At 66.9% G+C, this 13,694-nt stretch carries 13 protein-coding genes; 7 read left to right on the top strand and 6 right to left on the bottom strand.

Annotation, left to right across the window (positions count from 1 at the left end):
• The first annotated feature begins 10 nt into the window (after window positions 1–10).
• The 4 genes from hflX (at window position 11) to IGS68_RS12595 (ending at window position 4,786) form a co-directional block, all read left to right on the top strand.
• Window positions 11–1,318: a GTPase HflX gene (hflX, locus tag IGS68_RS12580; RefSeq protein WP_371821911.1), complete on the top strand. Its 1,308-nt coding sequence runs from the start codon at window positions 11–13 to the stop codon at window positions 1,316–1,318.
• Window positions 1,319–1,569: 251 nt separating this feature from the next.
• Window positions 1,570–1,857: a co-chaperone GroES gene (locus tag IGS68_RS12585; RefSeq protein WP_201080463.1), complete on the top strand. Its 288-nt coding sequence runs from the start codon at window positions 1,570–1,572 to the stop codon at window positions 1,855–1,857.
• A 37-nt stretch (window positions 1,858–1,894) separates the two neighbouring features.
• The gene (gene groL, locus IGS68_RS12590) at window positions 1,895–3,547 is read left to right on the top strand and encodes a chaperonin GroEL (protein WP_201080465.1); all 1,653 of its coding nucleotides are present in this window, start codon (window positions 1,895–1,897) and stop codon (window positions 3,545–3,547) included.
• Between the two features lie 438 nt (window positions 3,548–3,985).
• Complete coding sequence (locus IGS68_RS12595; RefSeq protein WP_201080467.1) at window positions 3,986–4,786, top strand: inositol monophosphatase family protein; 801 nt, start codon at window positions 3,986–3,988, stop codon at window positions 4,784–4,786.
• 10 nt (window positions 4,787–4,796) lie between these two features.
• Here IGS68_RS12595 and IGS68_RS12600 read toward each other — a convergent pair whose 3' ends face one another.
• The 3 genes from IGS68_RS12600 to dmeF form a co-directional block, all read right to left on the bottom strand.
• Window positions 4,797–5,576 carry an SDR family NAD(P)-dependent oxidoreductase gene (locus IGS68_RS12600; protein ID WP_201080469.1) on the bottom strand — a complete coding sequence of 260 codons (780 nt, stop codon included), beginning with the start codon at window positions 5,574–5,576 and terminating at the stop codon, window positions 4,797–4,799.
• A 4-nt stretch (window positions 5,577–5,580) separates the two neighbouring features.
• Window positions 5,581–6,375 carry a nucleoside triphosphate pyrophosphohydrolase gene (gene mazG, locus IGS68_RS12605; RefSeq protein ID WP_201080471.1) on the bottom strand — a complete coding sequence of 265 codons (795 nt, stop codon included), beginning with the start codon at window positions 6,373–6,375 and terminating at the stop codon, window positions 5,581–5,583.
• 92 nt (window positions 6,376–6,467) lie between these two features.
• Entirely contained in the window at window positions 6,468–7,415 is a 948-nt protein-coding gene (gene dmeF, locus IGS68_RS12610; RefSeq protein ID WP_201080473.1) for a CDF family Co(II)/Ni(II) efflux transporter DmeF, read from the bottom strand.
• Between the two features lie 241 nt (window positions 7,416–7,656).
• On the opposite strand from dmeF, the gene IGS68_RS12615 reads away from it, so the two are divergent.
• Genes IGS68_RS12615 through IGS68_RS12625 form a run of 3 tightly spaced genes read left to right on the top strand, consistent with a single transcriptional unit; the run spans window position 7,657 to window position 10,502 of the window.
• Window positions 7,657–8,340 carry a GntR family transcriptional regulator gene (locus IGS68_RS12615; RefSeq protein ID WP_201080474.1) on the top strand — a complete coding sequence of 228 codons (684 nt, stop codon included), beginning with the start codon at window positions 7,657–7,659 and terminating at the stop codon, window positions 8,338–8,340.
• A gap of 25 nt (window positions 8,341–8,365) precedes the next feature.
• A complete protein-coding gene (locus IGS68_RS12620) occupies window positions 8,366–9,166 on the top strand; it encodes a phytanoyl-CoA dioxygenase family protein (protein ID WP_201080477.1) in 801 nt (266 codons plus the stop codon).
• A 7-nt stretch (window positions 9,167–9,173) separates the two neighbouring features.
• Window positions 9,174–10,502: an NAD(P)H-dependent oxidoreductase gene (locus tag IGS68_RS12625; RefSeq protein ID WP_201080479.1), complete on the top strand. Its 1,329-nt coding sequence runs from the start codon at window positions 9,174–9,176 to the stop codon at window positions 10,500–10,502.
• A 22-nt stretch (window positions 10,503–10,524) separates the two neighbouring features.
• Here IGS68_RS12625 and IGS68_RS12630 read toward each other — a convergent pair whose 3' ends face one another.
• The 3 genes from IGS68_RS12630 to metG are packed head-to-tail and all read right to left on the bottom strand — an operon-like array spanning window position 10,525 to window position 13,665.
• Complete coding sequence (locus IGS68_RS12630) at window positions 10,525–11,298, bottom strand: MBL fold metallo-hydrolase (protein WP_201080481.1); 774 nt, start codon at window positions 11,296–11,298, stop codon at window positions 10,525–10,527.
• Window positions 11,295–12,101 (bottom strand): TatD family hydrolase, encoded by an 807-nt coding sequence (locus IGS68_RS12635; protein WP_201080483.1) that lies wholly within the window; start codon window positions 12,099–12,101, stop codon window positions 11,295–11,297. The genes IGS68_RS12630 and IGS68_RS12635 overlap by 4 nt, the downstream gene beginning before the upstream one ends.
• A 7-nt stretch (window positions 12,102–12,108) precedes the next feature.
• Window positions 12,109–13,665: a methionine--tRNA ligase gene (gene metG / locus IGS68_RS12640; RefSeq protein ID WP_201080485.1), complete on the bottom strand. Its 1,557-nt coding sequence runs from the start codon at window positions 13,663–13,665 to the stop codon at window positions 12,109–12,111.
• Window positions 13,666–13,694: the final 29 nt, after the last annotated feature.

The raw sequence follows: 13,694 nt of genomic DNA on the forward strand, positions 1-13,694 counted from the left end.
CCGGTCCGCCATGGGCACCGGCCGCGCCCTCGTGATCCATCCGATCCTGCGCGAGGCCAAGATCGACGACGGCATGCGCAGCCCGGAGGCGCGCCTGGACGAAGCCGTCGGACTGGCCGCCGCGATCGAATTGGACGTAGCATACGCCGAAGCCGTCAAGGTCAACCGGCCTCAGCCGTCGACCCTGCTCGGGTCAGGCACGGTGGAGCATTTCGCCGGCCTGATCCGTGACGCCGAGGAGAGGGGGGAACCCATCGACCTGGTCGTGATGGACCACGCCCTGTCGCCCGTCCAGCAGCGCAACCTGGAACGCGGGCTCCATGCCAAGGTCATAGACCGCACCGGCCTGATCCTGGAGATCTTCGGCGCCCGGGCAAGGACCCGGGAAGGCCAGTTGCAGGTGGAGCTCGCGGCCCTCAGCTACCAGCGCTCGCGGCTTGTCCGGTCCTGGACCCACCTGGAGCGCCAGCGCGGCGGCTTCGGCTTCCTCGGCGGCCCCGGCGAAAGCCAGCTCGAGATCGACCGCCGCCTGATCGGCGACCGGATCATCAAGCTGAAGCGGGAACTGGACGAGGTCCGGCGGACCCGGGACCTGCACCGCAAGGCGCGGGACAGGGTACCCTATCCGGTGGTGGCCCTGGTCGGCTATACCAACGCCGGCAAGTCGTCGCTGTTCAACCGGATGGCCGGTGCCGACGTGTTCGCCAAGAACCTGCTGTTCGCGACGCTCGACCCGACCATGCGCGGAATCGAGCTGCCGACCGGCCGCAAGGTGATCCTGTCCGACACGGTGGGCTTCATCTCCGACCTGCCGACCCACCTCGTGGCTGCCTTCCGGGCGACCCTGGAGGAGGTCCAGGCGGCCGGCATCGTCCTTCATGTTCGGGACATCGCCCATCCCGACACGGAGGCCCAGAAGGCTGACGTCGAGGCGGTGCTGCGCGACCTCGACATCGACCCGTCCCAGGACGGCCGCGTCGTCGAGGTGCTGAACAAGATCGACCTGCTCGACGCCGCCACCCGGGACGCCCTGCTCGCCCAGGCGGCGCGGAACGACCACATGCAGGCGGTCTCGGCCTTGACCGGCGAGGGCCTGCCCGGACTGTTCGGGCTGCTCGACCGCCACATGACGATGGACCGGCAGACGGTCGATCTCGCGGTTCGGATCGACGACGGCGCGGCGCTGGCTTGGCTCTACCAGCGGGGCGACGTGCTGGAACGGCGGGACGACGACTCCTTCGCCCATCTCCAGATCGCCCTCGACCCGGCCGACCTCGCCCGTTTCGAACGGCGCTACGACTACCATCCCGCCACCTGACGCGGATCCACCCGCGTGCCGCACGCTCGGGGCCGGCGCCCTCCGGGGTGCCGGCCCTTATTTTGCCTCCGGGAAAATCGGCCGCCACCCCTGGTGTAAATCGGGCAAGGCCCCATTTGCCGGGGTGAAATGCTTGACGGCAGGGAGATCTGCCGTTATACGGCTGGCACTCCCTGGCCTTGAGTGCTAACACCCAGCGCTGACACCACAGCCGGCACCAAGGCCGGCGACAGACATCTCGGAGAGATCCCATGAAGTTCAGGCCTTTGCATGATCGCGTCGTCGTGAAGCCGACCGAGCAGGAGAACAAGACTGCCGGCGGCATCATCATTCCGGACACCGCCAAGGAAAAGCCGATGCAGGGCGAAGTCGTCGCCGTCGGTCCCGGTGCCCGCGGCGAGGACGGCAAGGTCACCGCGCTCGACGTCAAGGCGGGCGACAAGGTGCTGTACGGCAAGTGGTCCGGTACCGAGGTCAAGATCGAGGGCGACACGCTTCTGATCATGCGTGAGTCCGACCTGATGGGCGTCCTCGAGTAAGAACCCCGCGTCAACCGCCATATAGGAGATCCAGGGCATGGCTGCCAAGGAAGTTAAGTTTTCGGTCGACGCTCGCACCCGCATGCTGCGCGGCGTCGACATTCTGGCTGACGCCGTCAAGGTGACGCTGGGCCCGAAGGGCCGCAACGTGGTGCTGGAGAAGAGCTTCGGCGCACCGCGCATCACTAAGGACGGCGTGACGGTCGCCAAGGACATCGAGCTGTCCGACAAGTTCGAGAACATGGGCGCGCAGATGGTGCGCGAGGTCGCCAGCAAGACCAACGACCTGGCGGGCGACGGCACCACCACCGCGACCGTGCTGGCGCAGGCGATCGTGCGCGAGGGCGTGAAGTCGGTCGCGGCCGGCATGAACCCGATGGACCTGAAGCGCGGCATCGACCTGGCGGTGGAAGCCGTGGTCAACGCCGTCAAGTCCTCCTCGAAGAAGATCAACACCAACGCGGAGATCGCCCAGGTCGGCACGATCTCGGCCAACGGCGAGCGCGAGATCGGCGAGATGATCGCCCGCGCCATGGAGAAGGTCGGCAACGAGGGCGTCATCACCGTCGAGGAGGCGAAGTCGCTGGAGACCGAGCTGGAAGTGGTCGAGGGCATGCAGTTCGACCGCGGCTATCTCAGCCCCTACTTCGTCACCAACGCCGAGAAGATGACGACCGAGCTGGAGAATCCCTTCATTCTCCTGCACGAGAAGAAGCTCTCCGGCCTGCAGGCCATGCTGCCGGTCCTCGAGGCCGTCGTCCAGAGCGGCCGTCCGCTGCTGATCGTCGCCGAGGACGTCGAGGGCGAGGTCCTGGCCACCCTGGTGGTCAACAAGCTGCGCGGCGGCCTGAAGGTCGCTGCCGTCAAGGCCCCGGGCTTCGGTGACCGCCGCAAGGCGATGCTGGAGGACATGGCCATCCTGACCGGCGGCCAGGTCGTCAGCGAAGACCTCGGCATCAAGCTCGAGAACGTGAGCCTGGACATGCTCGGCACCGCCAAGCGGGTCCTGATCACCAAGGAAGAGACCACGATCGTCGACGGCGCCGGCGCCGGCTCCGACATCGAGGCCCGCTGCACCCAGATCCGTCGCCAGATCGACGAGACCACCAGCGACTACGACCGTGAGAAGCTGCAGGAGCGGCTGGCCAAGCTGGCCGGCGGCGTCGCGGTGATCCGCGTCGGCGGCGCCACCGAGGTCGAGGTGAAGGAGCGCAAGGACCGCGTCGACGACGCGATGCACGCGACCCGCGCCGCGGTCGAGGAGGGTGTCGTGTCGGGCGGCGGTGCGGCCCTGCTGTACGCCCTCAAGTCCCTGGACAGCGTCCAGACCTCGAACGACGACCAGCGCGTCGGCGTCGAGATCATCCGTCGTGCCCTGAAGGCTCCGGCCCGTCAGATCGCCGACAACGCCGGTGCCGACGGCGCCGTGGTGGTCGGCAAGCTGCTCGAGTCGACCGACCCGTCCTACGGCTACGATGCCCAGAACGGCGTCTTCGGCGACATGTTCAAGGCCGGCATCATCGACCCGACCAAGGTCGTGCGTACCGCCCTGCAGGATGCCGCTTCGGTCGCCGGCCTGCTGATCACCACCGAGGCGATGATCGCCGACAAGCCGGAGCCCAAGGGCGGCCCGGCCATGCCGCCGGGCGGCATGGGTGGCATGGGCGGCATGGGCGACATGGGCTTCTAAGCACCGGTCGTCCGGCCGCTCCGGCTGGAAGTGGAGTAGGGAAGGGGCCGCAGCTTCGCGCTGCGGCCCTTTTTCCGTTCTAGCGTCCCGCCGCCGTCGGGATCAGACAACCCGTCTTATCCGAAGGTCTTATGGCGAAGTGCCGTCCGGATTGCCTCTATGGCTCCGTGCAACGGCGCCTAGAAGCCCGTGCGACGGGTCTGCCGACAAAGACCGAAGCGGAGGAACGACATGTTGATGCGTACGGCACTTTCCCTGATCGTGATGTTTCTGCTGGTCAACGCGGTGCTGAACCTGTTGCCCGAAAGCTGAAGGCGGGTCCGGTCCAGTGGCAGGGCAGGAGAATTCCGGCGTCGGCAATCGGGTTTTGCAAAATCGTGACGGCTTCCAATATATCCGTTAGAAGCACTCCGCAGAGCTGACCTGGATTTTCCCTGTATGCTGCCAGATACCGACCGCGTTTCGACCATCATCCGTGAGGTGGCCGAAGCCGAGATCCTGCCGCGTTTCCGCCGATTGGCGACTTCCGACATCCGTGAGAAAGGCCCCGGCGACCTTGTCACCATCGCCGACGAGTCGAGCGAACGGGAACTGGCCCGCCGCCTTCGTGATCTGCTTCCCGGCTCGGCGGTGATCGGCGAAGAGGCCGCCGCCGCAGACCCAGCGGTGCTTCGGCGGATCTTCAACGAGGAGCCGGTCTGGATCATCGATCCGGTGGACGGAACGTCCAACTTCGCTTCCGGCAAGCCCCAGTTCGGCGTGATCGTGGCATTGGCCGGCGGAGGCGAGACGCTGGCCGGCTGGATTCACGATCCGCTCGGCCGGCGCATGGCCGTCGCCGTGAAAGGCGAGGGCGCCTGGCTGGACTCCACCCGGCTCCGCACCGCCGAAAAGGCGCCGCCGGCCGACATGACCGGCGTGCTGTCGTCGCGCTATTTCGACCCGTCGGTTCGGGAACGGCTGGAGGATCGCCGCCACCGGTTCGCCCACACCTTCTCGCTCCGCTGCGCGGCCCACGAATATCTGAGCCTGACCAGCGGCGAGACCCATTTCTCCCTCTACCGCCGCATCATGCCGTGGGACCATGCCGCCGGGACCCTGATGCATGCCGAGGCGGGCGGTTACCATGCCCGGCTCGACGGCAGCCCCTATGCCCCGACCGAGCAGACCGGGGGCCTCCTGCTGGCCCCCGATCGCCGGAGCTGGACGGAACTGCGCGACCTCCTCTTCCAGGACTGACCCCGAAGCGTCACTTCGAGCGGTGGATCGCCAGAGGCCCGAAAGCCTGGGTGGTCGGCATGATCTCCAGGCGGTTGACATTGAAATGGGGCGGCAGCGTCGCGGCCCAGAAGACCGCCTCGGCCACGTCGTCGGCGGTCAGCGGCGTCGTGTCCGCATAGACCTTGCCCGCCTTCTCGGCATCTCCCTTGAATCGCACCAGGGAGAAGTCGGTCTCGACCATGCCCGGCTCCACGTTCGTGACCCGCACGCCCGTGCCCTGCAAGTCAGCCCGCAGGGCGAGCGAGAATTGCTTCACGAAAGCCTTGGAGGCGCAGTAGACATTGCCGCCGGGGTAGGGATAGTTGCCCGCGGTCGACCCGATGTTCACCACATGGCCGCGCCCGCGCTCGATCATGCCCGGCAGCAGCGCGCGGGTGCAGAAAACCAGACCTTTGTCGTTGGTGTCGATCATGGTCTCCCAGTCGTCCGGATCGGCCTTGTGGGCGGGATCGGCGCCCAGCGCCAAGCCGGCATTGTTGATCAGCGTCTCGACCTCATTGAAACCGGCGGGCAGGGAGCCGAAGGCCTGCTCGATGGCCGCGCGGTCGCGCACGTCCACCTCGACGGTATGGACCTCCGTCTTCAGCTCGTCGCGGAGCGCCTTGAGCCGGTCAGCCCGGCGCCCGGCCAGCACCAGCCTCGACCCGATCGCGGCGAATCGGCGCGCGAATGCGCCGCCGAACCCGCCGGTGGCGCCGGTAATCAGCACCAGGCCGGGCTTGTGCGGGGCATTGTTGGCATAGGTCATCGTCTCACTCCTCGTTCTTGGCGCGCACCCAGAGCGCTTCCATTTCAGCCAGGTCCGACTGCGCGGGGTTCCGGCCGGATTCGGCCAGCCAAGCCTCGATCCGGCGGAACCGGCGGTCGAACTTGGCATTCGTGCCGCGCAGGGCCGTCTCGGGATCGATGTCCAGCCGCCGCGCCAGGTTCGTGACGGCGAACAGCAGGTCGCCCATTTCATCTTGCAGCCGGGCAGGGTCGGCCTCCCCCAACTCCTCCCGGAGCTCGCCGATCTCCTCCTCGATCTTGTCCAGGATGTCCGCCGTTTCCGCCCAGTCGAAACCGACGCGAGCCGCCCGCTTCTGGAGCTTGATCGACCGGGTCAGCGCCGGCAACCCGCCGATCACGCCGTCCAGCACGCTGGGAATCCTGCCTTCGGCGGCGGCCTTGGCCTCACGCTCGGCCGCCTTCTGGTCCTCCCATCGGACGACCATGGCATCGGCGCTCTCCACCGTCACGTCGCCGAAGACATGGGGATGCCGCCGGATCATCTTGTCCGAGATGGCCCCCGCGATCGCCTCGAAATCGAACTGGCCGGCCTCCCGTGCCATCTGGGCATAGAAGACCACCTGGAACAGCAGGTCGCCCAATTCGTCCTTCAGCGCCGGCATGTCGTCCTGCTCGATCGCGTCGGCGACCTCGTAGGCTTCCTCGATCGTGTGGGGCGCAATGGTTCGGAAGGTCTGCTCCAGGTCCCACGGGCAGCCGCCGTCGCGGTCGCGCAGCCGGGCCATGATGTCAAGCAGGCGGTCGATGTTTCGGGACATGCGGATCCGATCCGTCGCGGAAAGAGAAGCCAGACTTTAACCCAGGGGATGGATGGAGCAAGCGGGCAGGGGACGGTTTTCCGGCAGACGCCTCATGTGCAGCGATTGACTTCCACGCTGAGATGCCTGATGCCGAGGTCGTCGGGAACCAGATCCCGGTAATATTCCGGCGGATGCGGATCATGCGTCACGATGCTGACGATCGCCGCATGGACGCCCGGTCCGACCGCCCAGACATGCAGGTCGGCGATCCGGTCCCCGCCGCCGCGCTCCAGAATGCCGCGCAGCTGTCGGCGCACCGATTCGGGTGCCTGATGGTCCAGCAGGACGCCGGTCGTGCTGCGCAGAAGCCCGCGCGACCAGTTGGCGACCAGCACGGCGCCGACGATACCCATCACCGGATCAAGCCAGCCCGCGTCGAGATACTTCGCCCCGAGCAGCGCCAGGATCGCCAGTCCCGAAGTGAGGGCATCGGCAAGGACATGAAGGTAGGCCGAACGCAGGTTATGGTCCTCGGGGTGATGCCCCTGACCGTGACGACCATGATGATGATGATGGTCATGGTCATGGTCATGGTCATGCCGGTGGCCGCCGAGGATCACGACGCTCGCCGCGTTCACGACCAGCCCGAGGACCGCGACCATGATCGCCTCGTCGAACGCGATTTCCCCGGGGGCGAGCAGGCGGCCGGCGCTTTCCCACGCCATTCCCAGCGCCACCACGGCCAGCAGCAGCGCACCGGTGAAGCCGGCCAAGGCATTGACCTTGCCGGTCCCGAAGCTGAAGCGGGCATCATGGGCATGCCGGCGCGCATAGACATACGCGAAGACCGTGATGCCCAGCGCCAGCACATGCGAAGCCATATGGACCCCGTCGGCGAGCAGCGCCATCGACCCGGTCCAAAGGCCGGCGCCGATCTCGATCACCATGGTCACGGCCGTGATCAGGACCACCAGCATCGTGCGCCGTTCGCCGGCCGCCGCGCGGTCCTGACCGAAGCTGTGGTCATGCTGCCAACGATGAAGGGATTCACTGTGCATTCCGGAGATCCTCCTGGAACCATGAACAGGCGGGAAGGGTCATTGGCACCGTACGGGAAAACGGCTTCCGCGGTCACCCGGAAGGTCCCTCCCCACGCCCCAGCATGAACGCGATAATTTATATTATGGAAATAATGACTTGTATACAACGGTATGCGGGTTGACGATCACCCTCATATCGCCTAACTTCAACGTATTCGGAATTCTGAATTCTGAAACTAGATACCCGAGCGACGGACTCATGAAGCCGATATCCTCCCAGCCGGTTCTGATCGACCAGGTTTACGAATCCCTCGGCAAGGCGATCGCCGACGGCAGTTTGCCGGCCGGCAGCCGCATCCGCCAGGAGGAACTTGCCGAGCGGCTCGGCGTCTCCCGCCAGCCGGTCAGCCACGCACTCCAGCTCCTCAAGCGCCAGGGCCTGCTCGTGGAAAGCGGCAAGCGCGGGCTGACGGTGGCGCCGCTGGACTCCGCCCGCATCCTGGACCTCTACCAGGTCAGGACGTCGCTCGACGCCCTCGCCGCCCGGCTGGCCGCCCAGCGGATCGCGGCCGGCACCGCCGGTCCCTCGGCACGCCGCGAACTGGAAGACGCGCTTCAGCGCGGCGCGTCGCTGGACCCCGACAGGTCTGCCGCCGTCTTCATCCAGGCCGACGTAGAGTTCCATACCGCGATCTACCGCCTGTCGGGAAACACGGCGATCGAGGAAACGGTGGCGCCCCAATGGCCGCATCTCAAGCGATCCATGGGCGTCGTCCTGAACGATCCCGGGCACCGTCCGAAGGTCTGGAACGAACATGCCGTCATCGCCGGATTCATCCTGGCCGGCGATGCCGCCAATGCCGAAGCCGCGGCGCTCAAGCACACCAACCGCGCCGGCACCGAGACGTCCCAAAGGCTGGCGGCCATCAACCAGGCCGCCTGAACCACGACATAGGAGGAAACGATCCATGAAACTGACCCCGGAACAGCTCGCCGAATTCGCCGAACAGGGCTACATCTTCCTGCCGGAAGCCTTCACGCCCGAGGAGGTCGAGGTCCTGCGCCGCGAGGCCGAACAGATCTATCGTTCCGACCGGCCGGAGGTCTGGCGCGAGAAGAGCGGCGCGCCGCGCACCGCCTTCGCCGCGCATACCTACAACGAGGCCTTCCGCATCCTCGGCGCCCATCCCCGCCTGATCGAGCCGGTGGAGCAGTTCTTCGGCGAGAAGCTCTACATGCACCAGTACAAGATCAACGCCAAGGCGGCGTTCGACGGCGAAGTCTGGCAGTGGCACCAGGATTATGGAACCTGGGCGCGCGACGACGGCATGCCCGAGCCCCGCGCCATGAACATCTCGGTGTTCATCGACGAGGTCATGCCGATCAACGGCCCCCTGATGCTGATCCCGCGCAGCCACACCCAAGGCACGCTACCGGCCGGCCACGACAAGCAGACCACCTCCTATCCGCTCTGGACGCTGGACCATGACTCCGTCGCCAAGCTGGTGGAGGAAGGCGGCATCGTGGCACCGACCGGCAAGCCCGGCTCTGTCCTGATGTTCCATGGCAACCTTGTCCATGGTTCGGCGGGCAATATCACCCCCTACCCTCGCAAGATCGTCTATCTGACCCTGTGCGCGGTCTCCAACCACATCCGCAAGCCGACCCGGCCGGAATGGATCGCCCATCAGGACTTCACGCCGATCGAGACGGTCGCCGACGACGCCCTGACCGCCTATGCCCGGTCCGGCCGACTGGCCGCGGAGTAAGCGCCCGATGAACCTGCATCATCTGCTCCAGGCGCGGGTCGCCGCCGGCAGGCCGGTCCGGGTCGGCCTGATCGGCGCCGGCAAGTTCGGCTCCATGTTCCTGTCACAGGTTCCGACGACGCCGGGCCTGGAGGTCGCCGTCATCGCCGACCTCGACCCGGAACGGGCCCGCGCCGCGTGCCGGCAGGTCGGCTGGGACGAAGCCCGAATCGCCCGGACGGAGTTCGTCACCTCCGGTGCCGACGCGTGCGGCCATGACGCGGTCGAGGTCGTCGTCGAGGCGACCGGTGCGCCGGCGGCGGGCATCGCCCACGCCCGCGCCGCCATCTCGGCCGGCAAGCACATCGTCATGGTGAACGTCGAGGCGGACGTGCTCGCCGGTGCCCTGCTGGCCGAGGAGGCCCGCGCCAAGGGCGTGGTCTATTCCATGGCCTACGGCGACCAGCCCGCGCTCACCGCCGAGATGGTGGACTGGGGCCGCTCCTGCGGGTTCCAGGTGGTCGCGGCCGGCAAGGGCACCAAGTATCTGCCGCTGTTCCATGCCGTGACGCCGGACGATGTCTGGACCCATTACGGCCTGACGCCGGAGGAGGCGCGCAAGGCCGGCATGAACGCCCAGATGTTCAACTCCTTCCTGGACGGGACCAAGTCGGCCCTGGAAATGGCGGCCATCTCGAACGCCTGCGATCTCGCCGTGCCGTCCGACGGCCTGCTCTTCCCGCCCTGCGGCGTGGACGACCTGCCCCACGTCCTGCGTCCCGCTTCGGTCGGCGGCGTGCTGGAGCGCGAGGGCATGGTCGAGACCGTCTCCTCCCTGGAGCGGGACGGCAGGCCGGTCTTCCGGGATCTCCGCTGGGGCGTCTACGTGGTCCTGAAGGCCCCGAACGACTACGCCCGGGCCTGCTTCAAGCAGTACGGGCTGAAGACGGACGACACCGGCAGCTATGCCGCCATGTACAAGCCGTATCATCTGATCGGGCTGGAACTCGGCATTTCGGTGCTCTCGGCCGCCCTCCGCGGCGAGCCTACAGGCCAGACCCGCGGTTTCCGCGGCGACGTGGCGGCCGTCGCCAAGCGGCCGCTCAAGGCGGGGGAAATGCTCGACGGCGAGGGCGGCTACACCGTCTGGGGCAAGCTGGTCCCTGCCGAGCGGAGCCTTGCCGAGGGGGCGCTGCCGATCGGGCTCGCGCACAAGGTCAAGCTGTTGAAGGACGTTCCGGCCGGCCGGATCGTCACCTGGGCGGATATCAGCATACCCGACACCGAGGCCGTCCGGGTCCGCCGCGACATGGAACGGCGGTTCGCGGTGAACGAGACGAGCGCCGCCGCCGAGTGACGGAGGTCCGGGCGGCGCCGGCTCAATCCGGGATGTCGATCACCAGGCCGTCATAGGCCGGCTCGACTCCCGGAGGGAGCATCGCCAGAACCGTATCGTAGTCCATGCTCTGGTTCATGTGGGTCAGGTAGGCCCGGCGCGGGCGGAGCCGGTCGATCCATTGAAGCGTCAGCTCCAGGTGGGCATGGACGGGATGGGCCGGCGCCACGCGCACGCAGTCGACCACCCAGGTGTCGATGCCCTTCAGCGCCTCGAAGGCCGCATCCTCCATCCGGACCACATCGGTCGAATAGCCGAACCGGCCGAACCGGAAGCCCAGCGTCTTCATCCAGCCATGGTCCTGCTCGAACGGCAGGATCTCGATCCCGCCGACGCTGAACGGGCCGGTGATCTCGTGGGCGACCAGCGCCGGTTTGTAATAGAGTCCCCCCGGTTTGATCGGCGTGAAGCAGTATCCGAACCGGTGCATCAGGTCGTCCAGGGTACCCCGGTCCGCATAGACGTCCAGGGGCGCGTTCATTGCGTGGTTGATTCCCCGAAGGTCGTCCAGCCCATGGGTATGGTCGGCATGACCGTGGGTGAAGATCACGCCGCTCAGCCATGTCGTCCGGTTGGCGATCAACTGTTCGCGCAGGTCGGGGCTGCTGTCGACCAGCACACGCCCGCCCCGGTCCTCGACCAGGATCGACGGGCGGCTGCGCCGGTTCTTCGGGTTGGCCGGGTCGCAAGCCCCCCAGTCGCCCCCGATCAGCGGCACCCCTCCGGAGCCTCCCGAACCGAGTATCGTGATCCTCATGATGCCGGCGTCGTCCCAACGGCCGGTGCCGGCATTCTGCTGAACAACCTCAGGAAATTCCGGGTCGTCCGCGCCGCGAGCTCTTCCGGACTGACGCCCTTGACCTCGGCGACGGCGGCAGCGGTATGGGCCACGAAGGCGGGTTCGTTCCGCTTGCCGCGCTTCGGAATCGGCGCCAGGAACGGCGCATCGGTTTCGACCAGGATACGGTCGAGCGGCACCGAGCGGACGATGTCGCGAAGTTCCTCCGACCGCTTGAAGGTCACGATGCCCGACAGCGAGATGTAGAATCCGAAATCCAGGGCCTGCTCGGCCAAGTCACGGCCCGAGCTGAAGCAGTGCAGGACGCCGCGCAGCCCCTGCCCCGCCCCTTCCTCCTTCAGGATCCGGGCGGTGTCCGCGTCGGCATCCCTGGTATGGACCACGATGGGAAGGTCGGTCTCGCGGCAGGCCTGCGCGTGCATGCGGAATCCCGCCTGCTGGATGTCGCGCGGGCTGTTGTCGTAGAAATAGTCGAGGCCGCTCTCGCCGATCCCGACCACCTTGGGATGCCGAGACAGCTCGACCAGTCTTTCCACCGAGGTGACGGCCTGTTCCTCGGCCGCCTGGTGCGGGTGGACGCCGACGGTGCAGTAGACCTCGTCATAGGCCTCCGCGATCTCCCGGATCTGGTCGAACCGGCTGATCCGGGTCGAGATCGTGACCATGCGGGCAACGCCTGCCCGCCTGGCCCGCGCGATCACCTCGTCCCGTTCCTCCGCGAAGTCCGGAAAATCCAGATGGCAATGACTGTCGATCAGCATCTTACTCTCAGCTTCCAGCTTCCTCGACGAACCGCGGGAACACGCCCTCGGGACGGGGCAGCGGGGTTCCCGACGCCAGCGCCTGCCCTTCGGCGAGCCTGTCGAACCCGCGCTCGCCGGCCGGAACGGCGAGCTGGTCCAGAATCTTCGCCGACGCGTCGGGCATCAGCGGCTGGGTCAGGATCGCCAGCCGGCGGATCGTCTCGGCCAACACATAAAGGACCGTTCCCATACGCGCCGGATCGGTCTTGCGCAATGCCCAGGGCGCCTGCTCGTCCACATAGCGGTTGGCGTCGCCGATGACGGCCCAGATCGCCTCGATCGCCTTGTGGAAGGCCTGCACCGACAGCTCCCGCCGGAGGGTGTCGAGCAAGGCCCCGGCCGCACCCAGGAGCTTGCCGTCGGCCTCGCCGAAGGCGCCGGCGTCCGGCACCTTGGCCCCGCAGTTCTTCTGGATCATGGACAGGACGCGCTGGACGAGGTTTCCGTAGTCGTTCGCCAGGTCGCCGTTCAGCCGGTTGACCATCGCCCGGTGCGAGAAATCCCCGTCGTTGCCGAACGGCACCTCGCGCAGCAGGAAATAGCGGGTCGGGTCGAGCCCGTAGGTCGAGACCAGCGTCTCGGGCGCGATCACGTTGCCCAGGGACTTGGACATCTTCTGGCCTTCGATGGTCCACCAGCCATGGGCGAACACGCGCTTGGGCGGCTCCAGGCCGGCCGCCATCAGGAAGGCTGGCCAATAGACCGCGTGGAAGCGCAGGATGTCCTTGCCGACCATGTGCAGGTCGGCCGGCCAGTACTTGGCGTAGGGCGTGCCCGGCGCCGTGTCGGGATAGCCCAGCGCCGTGATGTAGTTGGTCAGCGCGTCGAGCCAGACATACATGATGTGCTGCTCGTCGCCCGGCACCGGAACGCCCCAGTTGAAGGTGGTCCGGCTGACCGAAAGGTCGCGCAGGCCCGACTTGACGAAAGCCATGACCTCGTTGCGCTTGCCCGGCGGCAGGATGAAGTCGGGATTCTCGTCGTAGAACTTCAGCAGCCGGTCCTGCCAGGCCGACAGGCGGAAGAAGTAGCTGGGCTCCTCGACCCACTCGCACTCCGCCCCGCTGGGCGCGAGCTTCTTGCCGGTCGGCGTGGTGGTCAGCTCGTCCTCGCCGTAGAACGCCTCGTCCCGGACGGCATACCAGCCGGCGTAGGAACCCAGGTAGATCTCGCCCTTGTCGGCCAGCGTCCGCCACAAGGCTTGGCAGGCCTCGATATGGCGCGGCTCGGTCGTGCGGATGAAATCGTCGTTGGAATAGTTCATGGCGCCGACGAGGTCGCGGAAGTTCTGCGACACCCGGTCGGTGAAGGCCTGGGGATCGACGCCGGCCACCTGGGCCGACTTCTCGACCTTCTGCCCGTGCTCGTCGGTGCCGGTCAGGAACTTCACGTCGCGGCCGTCCAGCCGCATGAACCGGGCCAGGACATCGCACGCCAGCGTGGTATAGGCGTGGCCGATATGGGGCACGTCGTTGACGTAATAGATCGGCGTCGTGATGTAAAAGGGCTGTGGCCCGGCCATTTCTCGGCTCTCCTGCGCGGCGTGACTTC

The sequence above is a fragment of the Skermanella sp. TT6 genome, from assembly GCF_016653635.2.
GTDB classification, from domain to species: Bacteria; Pseudomonadota; Alphaproteobacteria; order Azospirillales; family Azospirillaceae; genus Skermanella; species Skermanella cutis.